Genomic DNA, 13,538 nt, shown 5'->3' with positions numbered 1-13,538 from the left:
ACCCAGTACGCACCAGGTGGTCGGACCAAGGCGGAGCAAGCTGAGTCAGGCCTTCCAGTCCGGGTTGCGGCCCAGGTGCGCGACGATGCCGTCCAGTACGTCGTCGCCGGACCACGGGACATCGGCGGCGAACGGCGTACCCGGTGCCTGGCGGATCTCGCCGGTCGGAATCGCATCGGTCACGCCCCGGGCGGCCGCGAGTACCTCGGGGGAGAACGAGACCGGCACGCCGAGTGACTTCGCCACGTCCCAGCTGTGCACCACGTAGTCGATGAAGTGGAAGCTGATCGCCTGCGATCCGGGGAACGACAGCCCCGGACCGAACTCGGGCAGGGGGAACGACCGCTCCGCGACCCCGTCCTGACCGAAGGCGTCCAGCACGTGCTCGGCGGACGCGATGTACGCCTTGGCCGGGTCGTCGCCGAGGTCGACGAGCTTCCAGACCGCCGGGTCGGACTCGCCACGGGAGGCGGCGGCGAAACCGTAGTGCTGGGTGGCCATGTGGGCGAGCAGGCCGTAGAGGGTCCAGGCCCGGCACGGCGTCGGCCGGGCCAGGTCGTCCGCGGTCACCGCGCCGACCAGCTCGATGCTGGTGCGGACGGCTTCGGCGTCGAGCGGTACGTAGTCAATAGTAGGCATGCGCACATCATATGCATGCGCCTATGATTGCGCCAGTGCTACCTTTCCGGACATGGCAACCGAGCGTCCGGATCTGGCGGCGATGCTGTACCCGCTGGTGCGGGAACTGATCGCGCTCGAACTGCCCGTGCTCGCGGCGCACGAGGTGTCGATGTGGGGCTACTCGGTGCTCAGTACGCTCGACGACACCCCGGTCCGTACCCAGGCCGCGCTGGCGCAGGCGATCGGCGCGGACAAGTCCCGCATCATTGGCACGCTCGACGAGTTGCAGCGGGCCGGTCTGATCGATCGCACGCCGGATCCTGACGACCGCCGGGTCCGGCTGCTGTCGATCACCGCGCAGGGCCGCCGGGTCCGGCGTGCCGTCCGCAAGGACATCCAGTCCCGCGAGGAGAGCGTGCTGACCGCGCTCTCCCCGGCCGACCGCAAAACCTTCATCCGCCTCCTCCTCGAGATCCGCAACGCTTCCTGAGATCCGCACGCCCAGGGTGCCCCCCCGCGCCGGTTCACGCTGACGATGGAGCCGGATCCCTCCGTAGGGTGATCCACCCAGCGGCACGCCCGAACAGACTGGCCGCATGAAACGCGCGGTCATCGGTTGGGCAATGGCATACGGCGCCGTCCGCAGCTGGTTTGCGACCGGCCACGCCCCCACCTGGAAACTCCCCGGTCACGACTTGCTGGTCCCCAACTGGGTATCGGTTGCAGGCTGCCTGCTCACCGCCCTGGCCATGCTGAAGATCCGCCCGCGCCTGCTGTGGATCTTGGCCGCCGCCTGGATCGCCGCCGCCGCGTTCCTCCTGCTCGACCTTGTCGCCGCGGTCCTTCCCGGCCTGGGCATCCCGTTCGACCCACTCGGCATGCTGAGCCGCCTGGCCGCGGTCGCCGGTGCCGTTCTGCTCGCCCTGATCGCCCGCAAAGCTCAGCCCGCCGCGAAACCCTGGCCGGCTTGGGTTCCGGTCGCGGGCGCATCCCTCGCGGTCGCCGGCTGCCTGATCAGGATCGGCGCGCAGGCAGTGGTCGGCTTCGGGCACACCCCGTACGGAAGCAACCTCTCGCTGATCCTGTTCGAAGGCGGATTCCTCCTGGTCGGGACGCTGTTGCCGTTCCTGCTGGTGCATCCGCTCGGCAAACATTTCCCGCGCTGGATGCTGCTCCTGCCGGGGTACGCCCTGGGTGTCGGCATCACCGCGTACTTCGGGGTCGGCCTGGTCCAGATGATCACCGCCGCCGTCCAGGGCGATCCCGTGTACGCCGACGTCGGCCTGCCGGACAGCTTCTTCTGGGTGGCAGTCCCCGCGTACGTCGCCTGGGGCGCCGGCCTGGTCATCGCGACCCGCGGTTACCAACTCGGCCGCCAGAAAACAATCGATCCGGAATGTGATCTTCACATCACGCACAGTTGAACCAAGTAGAGCGTTCAATCGTTTGAACCGGGCACAAGACCAAACCCACCGCGAGGAGTGAGGCCCTGTGCAGGTGCTCGAGCGTTTTCAGCATGAAGTGACCGGAGCGTTCCGGATCGTCGTCGGATTCCTGTTCGCCACCCACGGCGCGGCCGCGCTGTTCGGCGTCCTCGGCACCGAGCGGCTCGGCCTGCTGGTCTGGCCGTCCTGGTGGGCGGCACTCATCCAGACGATCGGCGGCGCGTTGGTGATGCTCGGGTTCGGCACCCGGTACGCCGCGCTGCTCTGCTCCGGATCGATGGCCTACGCGTACTTCACCGTGCACCAGACCAGCGCTTTGCTGCCCGTGCAGAATGGTGGCGAACTCGCGGCGATGTTCTGCTTCGCCTTCCTGCTGATCGCTTTCCTGGGCAGTGGTGCCTGGTCGGTGCAGCGGACAGCAGCGCAGCCGGTACCCGCCGCGAAGTGACCGATGTCCGAGCCGCAGTCCCACCGAGCAGGAGCGCCGATGGCCGATGACCGGGCGGCGATGCTGCGTGAGCTGCACGACGTGCACGCGCCCGCGCTCTGGCGTTTCGTGGTCCGGCTCACCGGCGACGACCGGCTGGCCGAGGACGTCGTCCAGGAGACGTTGCTCCGGGCCTGGCGGCGGCCGCACATCCTCACCGAGGACGAGGCCGGCGCCCGCGCCTGGCTGTACACGGTCGCCCGCAACCTGGTCATCGACGACCGGCGCAGCGCCCGCGTCAGCCGGGAGGTCGCCAGCGACGACCTCCCGGAGAACCCGAGCGCCGATCACGCCAACGCCGTACTGGACGCTTGGCTGGTCGCGGAATCACTCGCGCAACTGTCCGAGGAGCACCGGCAAGTGATCGTCCGCGCGTACTACGGCCGCCGTACCGTCACCGACATCGCCGAAGAACTGGACATCCCTTCCGGCACCGTGAAGTCCCGGTTGCACTACGGTCTTCGCGCCTTGAAGCTGGCGCTGCAGGAGAAGGGGGTGACCAGCCAGTGAGTGACCCGTACCGCGAGTGGGACGCGGCGTACCTGCTCGGCGCGTTGTCGGCAACGGACCGGCGCGCGTACGAGGAACATCTGCATGGCTGTACGGAATGCTCCGCGGAGGTCGCGTCGTTGGCCGGCGTACCAGGGGCGCTGGCCGCGCTGCCGGCCGAGCGTGCACTGGCGACGATCACCACCGACCCGCCGAACCTGCTGCCTGGGCTGACCCGCAGCGTGCAGCGCGACCGGCGGAAGCGGCGGATCCGGCTGAGCGCGCTGATGACGGGCGTCGCGGTCACGGCCGCCGCGATCGGGGTGATCGTCGCGATCCCCCTTACCCGCGATCAGCCCAAGGGCGACTATGTAGTACTCGCGTCGACCGTGAACTCCAAGCTGACCGCGGACGCGCGCCTGGTGCCGGAGCGATGGGGTACGACGATCGAGGTCAGCTGCGGGTACAGCGAAGTCGCGACGCCGAACGAACGGTCCCGCGGGTACGAGTTGTACGTCACGGACACCTCGGGCAAGGCCCAGCTGATCGCGAGCTGGACGTCCGCGCCGGGTACGACGGTGAAGCCGGCCGCCACCACCAAGCTGCGGCGCGACGAGATCCGGGCCTTGGACATTCGCAGCTCGGAGACCGGACGGGTGCTGCTCGCGGTGCATTTCTGATTGTTGCCGGGTGAGCACGAATGACTACCGCCGGGTGGGGCACCTGACGATGAAGAGCGGTGGCCGCTCGAGAGGTCATCGATCGAGACCCCGGTGTTCAGGGACGTGCACCGGGGTCGCCGTACGTCCACCGGCCGAGGTCGTTCCGGCAGCCGGGCATTTCATTCCGGAAGAAAGTCACGTGGTTCCTGTAACAGCTGGCCGTCGATCGCCGATACACCGTACGTAACGCCACTGAGGCTCCCGTCCCAGGTCAATCCGCCCGAAGGGCCTGGGCCGGGATCCTCCAGGCCGCCCGAGGCGCCCGGCAGCGCGTTACGCACGAGGGCCCCCGGTGATGCTCACCCGGGGGCCCTCGCGCCGCGTTCCCTCCCTTAGGACGCTTGTTCCGTCGGGCCACTCGACTCCGGCAGGGCGATCCGGTCCGCCGGCAGGCGTTCCGTCCGCTCCTGGCCGTCGTCACCCTCGTACTGCACCATCGCGGTCCATCCCGATTCCTCGTGCTCGCGGCCGATCAGCCAGCCGCGCCGCCACTGGCCGTCCGCGAGGACGATCACGTGGCTGGGCAGAGGCAGGTTGGACACCAGCTCGGTGCCGGACTCGAACTCAGTCATGGCCGAAGGCTAGGGGCAATCGCGGCCGCTCGCCTGTTGAAAGCGTGTTCCCCTCATCCAGGTCTCAAACTCCGGACTACACCGGTCGGCAGTCCGAGTTCCTGGACCGCGCCGTGCACCTTCAGCGCGCGGCCGCCGGGGAGGTGCGTCACCCACCCGTGCCGCAACGCATGTGCGCACAAAGCGGCCCCGACCGCGCCGGCCAGATGCGGCCGGCGCTCGGTCACGTCCAGACAGGAGCGTACGGCCGGTCGCCCGCGCCGCGACTCGACCTCGACGCCGAGATCTTCCAGCCAGGCTTGGCCTTCCGGCGTCAGCGCGATCCCGTCCGACCAGTCGATCAGGCCGCGCTCGGTCATCGCGTCCGCGAGCGCGACGCCGAGCTTGCCGGCCAGATGGTCGTAACACGTCCGCGCCCGGGCGAACGCGTCCCGCCGGCTCACCGCGGACAGACTGTTCACCACCTCGGTACGCCGCGGCGCGAGGGCTGCCAGCCCTTCGATCAGCTCGGCAGTATCCGGACCGGCCAGTTTCACGTACCGATGCCGGCCCTGCCGGACCTCGGTCAGCAGCTCACCGGCGACCAGCATATTGAGGTGCTCGCTGATCGTCGACCGCGACACCTTCGCGACCTTGGCCAGCTCGGTCGCCGTCCAGGCCCGCCCGTCCAGCAACGCCAGACAGACGGTCGCACGCGTCCCGTCGGCGAGCATCCGCGCCCAGCCGGCCAGTTCCTCGCCTTCGGTGGTCATGCTCCCATCATGCCGCGCCGACAGTCCGGCCCCGGCCGAACAATCCGCCCGGTTCCGGAGCACAAGCAGGGGCGTTTCCGGTACGAACGGGAGAAGTTCGCGGCCGCCGGGTTGACGCCGGTTTCCGCGGAGCTTGCCGCCCCACCCCGGGTCGCCAAGTGACAAACTTCCGCCACTACTTCTCCCTCGGCTCCCAGTTGGGCGAGTCCTTCCGGACGGAGACGCCTACAGCAGCCGGAGGCGGTCGATTTCCTCGTCGTTGAGGACTACGTCGAGGGCGGCCAGGGTTTCCGGGAGATCGACGGGTGGGATCGTACGGGTGGTGGTTTCGCCGTCGGCGTGTTCGATCGTGAGGGTGTCACCGACCAGGCGGCGGACGACGCCGTCAGCGACGCGCATCACCACCGGGCGACCTGTGAACGGGGAGTTCGGATGCGTGGAGACGTAGTGGTGGTAGACCTCGTAATCGATCGGCCGGACCGGTTCGTCGTTCGACGCGTGCTGCGGTTCCCAGCCGTCGGCGGTCCGCTTCGACAGCGTCCACAGCTCGCCGTCCTGCGTCAGCTGGTGATCCCAGCCGGCCTGATCGACCACGATCCCGTCCTTCAACGGAGTCGGGTAAAGCTGTCCCGCGCCGAACCCCACATCGGCCAGGAACTCCTGCCCATCCACACCAACCTTCAAGAGAGCATGCGTACGCGGGCCGGATTTGTGCGGCTGCACTCGCGCGACCCGGCGTACGACGTCGAACCCGAGCTGCTCCAGCGCGGCACCGAAGAGCAGCGCGTGCTCGTAGCAGTACCCACCGCGTTGGCGGCCGACCAGTTTGTGCTGGATCGCGTCCAGTCCGATCCCCGGGTGCGTACCTAGTACGACATCGAGGTTCTCGAACGGGATCGCCAGTACGTGCGCCCGATGCAGGTCGCGTAGCGCGGCCGCGGACGGCGCCACCCGGGCGGCGCCGATCCGGTCGAGATAGGCGTCCAGGTCGAGGTTTTCGAGGTTCCACATGCTGGTTACCTCAACATTTCAAGTTCACTTGAGGTCAAGCTCGGTGAACAAGGTGAGCTGGATTCCACCCGGGGTTTCGAGCCGGGAGTTCAGGGAGTTCCACGGCGTCCGGGTCGGCTCGGCGACGACGGTGGCGCCGGCGGCGGCGAGTTCCTTCGTGGTGGCGGCCGAGTCCTCGACCTCGAACGCGACCCGGTACTTCCCGGCGACCCGGCGGCCGACCTCGACCTCGTCGATGAAGTCAGCCTGCCCGGGGTCGGCGATCTCCAGCGTGGCCCGCTCGACCTCGAGGATCGTCACCCGGCCGTCGGGCGAGGAGTACGACGCCCGCTCAGGCAGGCCGAGCACGTCCCGGTAGAACGCCACCGCTTCCGCATAGTCATCCGCCGTCACAACCAACCGCAATTCCTTGACCGTCATGCGCCAAGTATCACCACGCCAACCCCCACCGCTTCTTCGCAGTTGTCCACATCACAACCAGCCGTCGTGTGCCTGGGTTACCAGGCCTGGGTGAGGGCTGTGGTGTTCGGAGCGGGGGTGAGGCGGTAGCCGGTGTTGGCGGAGAACTCGGCGGACAACGCGAACCGGTCGCCGCGTACCACCGTGTGCCGCCACTCCACCGACCGGTTCTGCGCCGTGCCCTGGCGAGTGATCGCGAAGACGGCGGCGTCGGACGGGCAGTGCAGCAGGGCGCGTTCGGCCGCGGTCGGGTTGACGGCGCGGATGTCTTCGCGCCCGTGGTCGAGGTTGATGCCAGTACGTTCGGCGAGCTCGTTGTACAGGCTGGTATGCGTGAAGTCGGCTTCGAGAAGCGGTTCCGCGATAGCAGCCGGCAGCCAGACCCGGTCGAGCGCGAGCGGTTCGTCCCCGGCGTACCGGAGGCGTTCGAGGTAAAGCAGCGGGATGGACTCCTCCAGGTTCAGCCGGGCGGCGATCACCCCATCGGCGCGTACGTCGAGCACGCGCACCGCACTGCGCTGCGGCAGACCGGACTCCTCCACCGACGAGAACAGGCTGTAAAGCGCACCCATCGGCTGCCGGATCTCCGGCACCGCGGCGACTCGCGGCTGCCTCCCACGCTCGGCGACGATCAGCCCGTCGGTACGCAACTGTCCGAGCGCCTGGCGCACGGTGTGCCGGCTGACCGCGTACTCCTCGACCAGCGCGAGCTCGCCCGGGAACGCCGCGTCGAACTCCCCGGACCGCACCCGCCGGACGAGATCCGCCTGCAACTGCTTCCACAACGACTCACCACCGTTGCGGTCAAGCCTCCGTACGCCCATCCGTCCCTTTCCGCGGTTGCCAAATGTCCGGTCATCTCCTACCGTAAATGTACGCACATTTCGACGGAAGGGACCGGCTGGTGGTGCAGGTCGAGGTTAGGGCACGTCACACTCACCCCGCCTCAGTCACCTGTCGTCGCGTCGCTTCGTCCGTCCAGCGTCGCCTCGGTTCCGTCCGGCGGCGGCTGCCGGGGCTGCTGATCGTGCTGGTGATCACGGCCGTGGCCGTGCCGCTCGGGCGGCTGGTGCCGCTGGTCGGCGGTCCTGTCTTCGGCATCCTGCTCGGCGTACTCGCGGGCGTCTTCATCCCTGCGCTTCAGGCAGAGGTGCGGCGGCCCGGGTACGACTTCGCTTCGAAGACGCTGCTCCAGCTGTCGATCGTCGTGCTCGGGACCGGGTTGTCGTTGCAGCAGGTCGCGAGCGTCGGCGTCTCGTCGTTGCCGGTGATGCTGGGTACGCTCGCGCTCGCTCTCGGCGGCGCCTGGGTTTTCGGGCGGCTGCTCGGCGTACGCGGAGACACGCAGACGCTGATCGGTGTCGGTACCGCGATCTGCGGTGGTTCGGCGATCGCGGCCGCGACGGCGGCGATCGGCGCGAAGCGGTCCTCGGTCGCGTACGCGATGGCGACGATCTTCACCTTCAACATCGTCGCCGTACTGACCTTTCCGCCGCTCGGTCATCTGCTCGGGATGAGCTCGGAGGCGTTCGGGCTCTGGGCCGGTACGGCGGTCAACGACACGTCGTCCGTGGTCGCGGCCGGTTACGCGTACAGCCAGGCCGCCGGTGATCAGGCGATCGTGGTGAAGCTGACTCGCTCGCTCACCTTGATCCCGATCGTGCTCACGCTGGTCGCGTTGAAGATCCGCCGCGAGGACCGTGCGGCCCGCGCGCTCGACGCGGCTTCCGAGGGTTCGTACGAGGGCGCCACGGCGTCGATCCGGCGGCCGCTGCCGTGGCGCAAGCTCGTCCCGCTGTTCCTGATCGGCTTCATCGCGGCCGCCGGTCTTCGGTCGGCCGGCGCCGTACCCGAGTCCTGGTTGCCGACGCTCAGCATAGTCGGCACCGTACTAATCACATCCGCACTAGTTGCAATCGGACTATCGCTGCGGCCGCGTGAGCTGCGCGACGCAGGACCCAGGCCACTCCTGCTCGGAGCGATCCTCTGGATCCTGGTCGCGGCCGGCAGCCTCGCGCTCCAGTCCGTCTCGTAGCCCGGACCTACTCGGGGCTAGTGGTAGCTACTGGTAGCTGCTGGTGGCTCAGTCCTTCTCGTACGCGGCCTGGCGCTCCTGGATCGCCTTGATCCGCGGGACGTCGAGCTTGTTGCCGCGGTCGAAGTTGTAGATGCCGTTCTCTTCCTGGAACACGTCGGTCAGCTGCGTGTAGCAGTAGCCGAACATCAACTCGTTGTCGAGCAGCGCGTCGACCAGGCCGGCGAAGCGGTCGTAGAAGTCCTCCTCGTTCGCGACCCGCTGGCCGTAGCCCCAGGAGTCGGCGGAGTTCCCGCTCTTCCCGGCGGCCGCCTTCTCCGCGTTCCACCAGATGCCACCGAACTCGCTGCAGAAGTACGGCTGACCGTCGTACGCGAGAGACAGCGCCTGGTCGTCCCGGGTGTTCCCGTACGGCTTGTCGTCGACCAGATCGGCCATCTGCTTCGCGAACTCGACCGGGTCCTGCTCGTAGTTGTGCGAGTCCCACACGTCGGTTTCGGGTACGCGGTGCGAGTAGCCGGACGAGTCGAGTACCGGCCGGCTGGTGTCCGCGGCCTTGGTGGCCAGGAACATCGCCCGGGTGACGTCGTCGAGCTGGGTGATCCGGTCGTGCAGCAGCTGGTGCGTCTCGTTCAGCGGGCACCAGCCGATGATGCTCGGGTGGCTGTAGTCACGCTCGACCGCTTCGAGCCACTGGCCGACGTACGACGCGGTCGGCTGCTGGTTGTCGTCGCCGGTGTCACCGACGCCGGAACCCCAGTCGCCGAACTCGCCCCAGACCAGGTACCCGAGCCGGTCCGCGTGATACAGGAACCGCTCTTCGAACACCTTCTGGTGCAGCCGCGCGCCGTTGAACCCGGCCGCCAGGCTGAGCTCGATGTCGCGGACGATCGCCGCTTCGGACGGCGCGGTCATCAGGCTCTCCGGCCAGTAGCCCTGATCCAGTACGAGCCGCTGGAACACGTGCTTGCCGTTGATCAGGATCGCCTTGCCGTTGATGCTCACCGACCGGAGCCCGGCGTACGAGTCGGCTTCGTCCAGGACGTTGCCCTCGGCATCGATCAGCTCGAGGCGTACGTCGTACAGGTGCGGGTCGGTCGTGTCCCAGAGGCGCACCCGGTCGATGGGGATCTGCAGGGTCAGACGCGGGGCCAGGTCCAGGTCGGCGCGGACCGTCGCGGTCGCCACCTCGCCGTCGGCGTCCTTCAGCGTGGCGCGGACGGTGTGGCCGGGCTGGTTCGCCGAGACCGGCACCTCGAGGTGGAAGCTGGCGCCGGCCACGTCCGGGGTGATGCGCGGGCGCCTCAGGTGTACCGGCGGGACGGCCTCCAGCCAGACGGTCTGCCAGATGCCGGTGGTACGGGTGTAGAGGCAGCTGTGGTTCGCGTACAGCTGGCTCTGCTTGCCGCGCGCCTGCGGACCCCGGTGGGTGTCCCGCGCGCGAACCACGATGGTCGCCTCCTCGCCCGGCTTCGCGACCTGGCGCAGGTTGGCGCTGAACGGCGTGAACCCACCGCGGTGCCGGACCACCTCGGTCCCGTTCACCCAGACGGTCGCGTCGTGGTCGACGGCCTGGAAGTGCAGCACCGCGTCCTTGCCGTCCCAGTCGGCCGGGATCGTGACCGTGGTGCGGTACCAGACCGCCTCCATGAAGTCGACGTCCTCGATCCCCGACAACTCCGTCTCCGGCGCGAACGGTACGACGATCCGCCGCTCCAGCCCGCGCTCCCGGAGCCCACGCTCCAGCCCCGAGTCCGAACGATCGATCTCGAACCCCCACTCACCGTTCAGATTCACCCACCGCGATCGAACGAACTGCGGACGCGGATACTCGGCCCGAGGTTGCGACATGCTCTCTCCCGTGCTGCTGATCTGGTAGTGGCAGCAGCACTTTACAACGTTGAAATGACGTGGGCAACGGGTTGTTCACGCCGAGCGCCGGACTCACGGTTGCTGCTGGAAGGCGCGCAGATGTTCGACGACCGGCACGTAGTTGGGGTGCTTGTCGTCGGCGAGCCAGGATTCGGCCAGGTCGAGAGGCGTCCGGCCGCCGCCGGAGGAATCGCCGGCGCCGTGCCGCAGCAGCTGGTCGACCAGCGAGACGAGAATTTCGCTGGGCACCTCATGCTCGGAGTACCCGCGGGTACCCAGCAGTGCGTACATGGCACGGTCGTCGGCCCTGGCGCCCGCGTCGAGCAGGAGCCCCACCTCATTGACCCGGATCTGCAGGTCATCGATGGAGCCGATGGGCAGCGTCTGGAGCAGCTCGGGCAGATCTCCAGTACGACGGGACACGCGACCCCCGCGCGCGATCAGAAAACGGATCGCTTCCTCGGGGTACGGGCGCACGGCGGCTGCGAGGTCGAGCAGGGTCGCTCCGGTGAGATCGCCGGCGTTCACCGGTGCCCCCGCCGCAAGCAGTACGCGGATGATCTGCCAGTGGGTTTCGTCACCAATGCAGTCGGCCGCGGCCCTGACGGTCCCGTCGGGATCGAGCGTGGCGAACTGCGGGGCGTTGCCGAAATCGGCCTGCTGGCTGGGGTCCGCGCCGGCGGCGAGAAGGGCCGTGACGACGTCGACGCGACGATGCGCGACGGCATGGTGCAGCGGGGCCATGCCACGCTCGTCGAGTACACCGATCGTGGCGCCGCCGTCGAGAGCCGCGACAACGGCCGCCTCGTCGGCCGCGCCCAGGAGCGCACGATCCGCGGGCGTCGGGTCGCCGATCGGCTGCATTTCCAGTACGGCGTACGCCTCATCATGGTTCGGCGGAGCCGCGCTGGCGAGGCACACGAAGCGTGCGCCTGGAAAGAGAGCAGGCGCTTCGCCGAGGTAGTGGTCGTTGCTGTGATCAACGGTCACGATGTCCAGCAACGAGATGTGCCCGAGCAGCGCGAGCGCCAGCAGACGCCGGCCGACCGCCTGGATCTCGTCAACTCGCGGCGCGTCCTCGAGAGCCTCATCCCAGTACTCTTCAAAAATCTCTTCGGCGACGTCGTCCTCGTACGCAGTAGCCATGTCATCAGCGAACAGGTCGAGTGCCGCATAGACGGATGAGGCCTCGCCGACCAGAAGCGCCGCGTCACTTTCAGGGTCATAGACAACCGCGGCGTACGAACCACCGCACAGTTCGGGACGCAGTTGTCCGGAGTCAGCCTCAATCAAGCACTGCAGCAAACCGTCAAGATTCATGACGGCGGAGCATGCCACACCCACATCCGCCACCGCATCCCTGGTGAAACGCCAGCCATCCACCGCTGCATCCCTGCAGGAACCCTGGCCCCCGCCGGTGGATCACTTCAGGCGTTGGCCCTCCGTCGGTGCATCCCTCCAGGGCTGCCGGCGTCGTCGGGGCGGTCAGTTGGCGGGTTGCCGGCTGATTGCCTTGAGCGCGAGTGCCTGGCTGACCGCGAACGCGCCGACCTCCACGGCAACAGCCGCCAGCAGCACCGTGAGCACAACCTGCTGACTCGTCACCGCCGCAACCGCGATCCCCGCGGTAGCAACCAGGTTGACCCCGAGCACCACCCGAAGCGCCTCCCGCCGAGGCGCCTTCGCGGTCAAGTACGCCAGGAAACCGGCCCACCCAAGCACGCCACCCCCCGCCACCACCAGAGCCACCACCGGCACCCCAGCCAACTCAGCCAACGGCCCCGCAAACCCCACCAACCCCACAGCCGCCACCGCACAGTACAAAACATCCAACCGAAGCGTCCGATCACCCGTCATAAAACCAGCCTATGCGGCCGGGCGAAGACCGCAGCCGGAAACCCGGATGCGTTCGGGGTTCCGGGTTTGGGTGCGGTGGTCGAACGGGAGCGTGGGTTGAAGGTCGTGCGGGAGCGGCTGCTCGGGTACAGCGGCGCGGCGCCGACCGCGTACGTGCTGACTCGGATATCCAAGCGAGCCAAATCGCGATAACATCGCTGAATGGCGATCAAAGAGGCTGAGGCGCTGGCCGTGGCCGGGTGTCTGTTCCATGGATTCAGTGATGCTTCGCGGCTGGCGATCGTGCGGCATCTGGCGCTCGGCGAGCACCGGGTCGTGGAGCTGACCGAGCATCTCGGGCTGGCGCAGTCGACGGTGTCGAAGCATCTCGCCTGCCTGCGGGACTGCGGTCTGGTTGACTCCCGCCCTCAGGGCCGCGCTTCGCTGTTCCGCCTCACCTATCCCGAGGCGACCATGGACCTGCTCGCGGCCGCCGAACGCCTGCTGTCCCTCACCGGCGACGCGGTCGCGCTCTGCCCGGTGTACGGCCTCCCGAACGGGAACGCGGATGAGTGAAGGATTGCACCTCGGCAGCACGTGGGTGGTCGATCCGGCAAAGCGCGCCCGGCTCGGGCGGCGGGCTCAGTTGCTGGCGGGCGCTTCGGTTGCGTACAACGTGATCGAGGCCGTGGTCGCCGTCTCCGCCGGCCTGGTCGCGGGCTCGGTTGCACTGGTGGGATTCGGGCTGGACTCGGTGGTCGAGGTGTCCAGCGGCCTGATCATCCTCTGGCAGTTCCGGCACCCGCTCCCGGAGTCCCGCGAACGCAAAGCCCTTAAAATGCTGGCGTTCTCCTTCTTCGCCCTCGCCGCGTACGTAGGCTTCGAATCGATCCGCGCCCTGATCACCGGCGCCCATCCCGAAACCTCCCCGGTCGGGATCGGCATCGCCATCGCCTCGCTGGCAGTGATGCCCTTCCTTTCCTGGGCCCAGCGCCGCACCGGCAAGGCCCTCGGCTCCAACGCGGTCGTCGCCGACTCCACCCAAACCCTCCTCTGCACCTACCTCTCCGCCATCCTCCTGGCCGGCCTCCTCCTGAACACCACCCTCGGCTGGACCTGGGCCGACCCCCTAGCCGGCCTAGTCATAGCCGCCGCAGCCACCAAAGAAGGCCTGCAAGCCTGGCACGGCAAGGCATGCTGCACACCCGGCAGCTCCTGCGACGCCGCGACGTAGGCG

Annotated in this window: 18 protein-coding genes; 9 read left to right on the top strand and 9 right to left on the bottom strand. The window is 68.3% G+C overall.

What is annotated here, in order from left to right:
• Positions 1-45 precede the first annotated feature (45 nt).
• Positions 46-639 (bottom strand): TIGR03086 family metal-binding protein, encoded by a 594-nt coding sequence (locus tag HDA44_RS22290; protein WP_184837427.1) that lies wholly within the window; start codon positions 637-639, stop codon positions 46-48.
• A gap of 52 nt (positions 640-691) precedes the next feature.
• On the opposite strand from HDA44_RS22290, the gene HDA44_RS22285 reads away from it, so the two are divergent.
• The 5 genes from HDA44_RS22285 to HDA44_RS22265 all read left to right on the top strand — a co-directional run bounded on the left by HDA44_RS22285 (position 692) and on the right by HDA44_RS22265 (position 3,722).
• Positions 692-1,111, top strand: coding sequence for a MarR family winged helix-turn-helix transcriptional regulator (locus tag HDA44_RS22285; protein ID WP_184837425.1), 420 nt, complete (start codon positions 692-694; stop codon positions 1,109-1,111).
• A gap of 106 nt (positions 1,112-1,217) precedes the next feature.
• The gene (locus tag HDA44_RS22280; protein WP_184837423.1) at positions 1,218-2,045 is read left to right on the top strand and encodes a hypothetical protein; all 828 of its coding nucleotides are present in this window, start codon (positions 1,218-1,220) and stop codon (positions 2,043-2,045) included.
• Between the two features lie 67 nt (positions 2,046-2,112).
• Positions 2,113-2,514 (top strand): DoxX family membrane protein, encoded by a 402-nt coding sequence (locus HDA44_RS22275; RefSeq protein WP_184837421.1) that lies wholly within the window; start codon positions 2,113-2,115, stop codon positions 2,512-2,514.
• A gap of 39 nt (positions 2,515-2,553) precedes the next feature.
• Entirely contained in the window at positions 2,554-3,063 is a 510-nt protein-coding gene (locus HDA44_RS22270; RefSeq protein ID WP_184837419.1) for a sigma-70 family RNA polymerase sigma factor, read from the top strand.
• Positions 3,060-3,722 (top strand): zf-HC2 domain-containing protein, encoded by a 663-nt coding sequence (locus HDA44_RS22265; RefSeq protein WP_184837417.1) that lies wholly within the window; start codon positions 3,060-3,062, stop codon positions 3,720-3,722. Before HDA44_RS22270 ends, HDA44_RS22265 begins: the two co-directional genes overlap by 4 nt.
• A gap of 374 nt (positions 3,723-4,096) precedes the next feature.
• Here HDA44_RS22265 and HDA44_RS22260 read toward each other — a convergent pair whose 3' ends face one another.
• Positions 4,097-4,336, bottom strand: a complete 240-nt coding sequence (locus HDA44_RS22260) for a hypothetical protein (RefSeq protein ID WP_184837415.1) — start codon at positions 4,334-4,336, stop codon at positions 4,097-4,099.
• 53 nt (positions 4,337-4,389) lie between these two features.
• A complete protein-coding gene (locus HDA44_RS22255) occupies positions 4,390-5,088 on the bottom strand; it encodes an ArsR/SmtB family transcription factor (RefSeq protein WP_184837413.1) in 699 nt (232 codons plus the stop codon).
• 9 nt (positions 5,089-5,097) lie between these two features.
• On the opposite strand from HDA44_RS22255, the gene HDA44_RS22250 reads away from it, so the two are divergent.
• A complete protein-coding gene (locus HDA44_RS22250; RefSeq protein WP_184837411.1) occupies positions 5,098-5,250 on the top strand; it encodes a hypothetical protein in 153 nt (50 codons plus the stop codon).
• Positions 5,251-5,313: 63 nt separating this feature from the next.
• Here HDA44_RS22250 and HDA44_RS22245 read toward each other — a convergent pair whose 3' ends face one another.
• From HDA44_RS22245 to HDA44_RS22235, 3 genes are all read right to left on the bottom strand, one after another.
• Positions 5,314-6,099, bottom strand: coding sequence for an arylamine N-acetyltransferase family protein (locus HDA44_RS22245; protein ID WP_184837409.1), 786 nt, complete (start codon positions 6,097-6,099; stop codon positions 5,314-5,316).
• A gap of 24 nt (positions 6,100-6,123) precedes the next feature.
• A complete protein-coding gene (locus tag HDA44_RS22240; protein ID WP_184837407.1) occupies positions 6,124-6,519 on the bottom strand; it encodes a VOC family protein in 396 nt (131 codons plus the stop codon).
• Between the two features lie 77 nt (positions 6,520-6,596).
• Entirely contained in the window at positions 6,597-7,382 is a 786-nt protein-coding gene (locus HDA44_RS22235; RefSeq protein ID WP_184837405.1) for a GntR family transcriptional regulator, read from the bottom strand.
• Positions 7,383-7,429: 47 nt separating this feature from the next.
• Between HDA44_RS22235 and HDA44_RS22230 the strand changes: the two genes are divergently transcribed.
• Positions 7,430-8,593 carry a YeiH family protein gene (locus HDA44_RS22230; RefSeq protein ID WP_184837403.1) on the top strand — a complete coding sequence of 388 codons (1,164 nt, stop codon included), beginning with the start codon at positions 7,430-7,432 and terminating at the stop codon, positions 8,591-8,593.
• A 48-nt stretch (positions 8,594-8,641) separates the two neighbouring features.
• Here the strand turns inward: HDA44_RS22230 and HDA44_RS22225 are convergent, their stop codons facing one another.
• The 3 genes from HDA44_RS22225 to HDA44_RS22215 all read right to left on the bottom strand — a co-directional run bounded on the left by HDA44_RS22225 (position 8,642) and on the right by HDA44_RS22215 (position 12,214).
• Entirely contained in the window at positions 8,642-10,390 is a 1,749-nt protein-coding gene (locus HDA44_RS22225) for a glycoside hydrolase family 2 protein (RefSeq protein WP_337906249.1), read from the bottom strand.
• 147 nt (positions 10,391-10,537) lie between these two features.
• Positions 10,538-11,848: an ankyrin repeat domain-containing protein gene (locus HDA44_RS22220; RefSeq protein WP_184837399.1), complete on the bottom strand. Its 1,311-nt coding sequence runs from the start codon at positions 11,846-11,848 to the stop codon at positions 10,538-10,540.
• A 102-nt stretch (positions 11,849-11,950) separates the two neighbouring features.
• Positions 11,951-12,214 (bottom strand): hypothetical protein, encoded by a 264-nt coding sequence (locus tag HDA44_RS22215; RefSeq protein ID WP_184837397.1) that lies wholly within the window; start codon positions 12,212-12,214, stop codon positions 11,951-11,953.
• 309 nt (positions 12,215-12,523) lie between these two features.
• On the opposite strand from HDA44_RS22215, the gene HDA44_RS22210 reads away from it, so the two are divergent.
• Both HDA44_RS22210 and HDA44_RS22205 read left to right on the top strand, forming a co-directional pair.
• On the top strand, positions 12,524-12,877 hold the full coding sequence (locus tag HDA44_RS22210; RefSeq protein ID WP_184837395.1) for an ArsR/SmtB family transcription factor: 354 nt from the start codon (positions 12,524-12,526) through the stop codon (positions 12,875-12,877).
• Complete coding sequence (locus HDA44_RS22205) at positions 12,870-13,535, top strand: cation diffusion facilitator family transporter (RefSeq protein ID WP_184837393.1); 666 nt, start codon at positions 12,870-12,872, stop codon at positions 13,533-13,535. The genes HDA44_RS22210 and HDA44_RS22205 overlap by 8 nt, the downstream gene beginning before the upstream one ends.
• The last annotated feature ends 3 nt before the right edge of the window (positions 13,536-13,538 follow it).

This window comes from Kribbella solani, assembly GCF_014205295.1.
GTDB lineage: Bacteria > Actinomycetota > Actinomycetes > Propionibacteriales > Kribbellaceae > Kribbella > Kribbella solani.
Note: the sequence above shows the minus strand (reverse complement) of the source record. Positions and strands in the feature narration are given on the sequence as shown.

Coding starts and splice junctions, on each gene's coding strand:
- HDA44_RS22235 (WP_184837405.1), bottom strand. CDS start 7,382: ATGGGCGTACGGAGGCTTGACCGCAACGGTGGTGAGTCGTTGTGGAAG.
- HDA44_RS22240 (WP_184837407.1), bottom strand. CDS start 6,519: ATGACGGTCAAGGAATTGCGGTTGGTTGTGACGGCGGATGACTATGCG.
- HDA44_RS22270 (WP_184837419.1), top strand. CDS start 2,554: ATGGCCGATGACCGGGCGGCGATGCTGCGTGAGCTGCACGACGTGCAC.
- HDA44_RS22210 (WP_184837395.1), top strand. CDS start 12,524: ATGGCGATCAAAGAGGCTGAGGCGCTGGCCGTGGCCGGGTGTCTGTTC.
- HDA44_RS22245 (WP_184837409.1), bottom strand. CDS start 6,099: ATGTGGAACCTCGAAAACCTCGACCTGGACGCCTATCTCGACCGGATC.
- HDA44_RS22260 (WP_184837415.1), bottom strand. CDS start 4,336: ATGACTGAGTTCGAGTCCGGCACCGAGCTGGTGTCCAACCTGCCTCTG.
- HDA44_RS22290 (WP_184837427.1), bottom strand. CDS start 639: ATGCCTACTATTGACTACGTACCGCTCGACGCCGAAGCCGTCCGCACC.
- HDA44_RS22205 (WP_184837393.1), top strand. CDS start 12,870: ATGAGTGAAGGATTGCACCTCGGCAGCACGTGGGTGGTCGATCCGGCA.
- HDA44_RS22285 (WP_184837425.1), top strand. CDS start 692: ATGGCAACCGAGCGTCCGGATCTGGCGGCGATGCTGTACCCGCTGGTG.
- HDA44_RS22250 (WP_184837411.1), top strand. CDS start 5,098: ATGCCGCGCCGACAGTCCGGCCCCGGCCGAACAATCCGCCCGGTTCCG.
- HDA44_RS22230 (WP_184837403.1), top strand. CDS start 7,430: ATGTACGCACATTTCGACGGAAGGGACCGGCTGGTGGTGCAGGTCGAG.
- HDA44_RS22255 (WP_184837413.1), bottom strand. CDS start 5,088: ATGACCACCGAAGGCGAGGAACTGGCCGGCTGGGCGCGGATGCTCGCC.
- HDA44_RS22280 (WP_184837423.1), top strand. CDS start 1,218: ATGAAACGCGCGGTCATCGGTTGGGCAATGGCATACGGCGCCGTCCGC.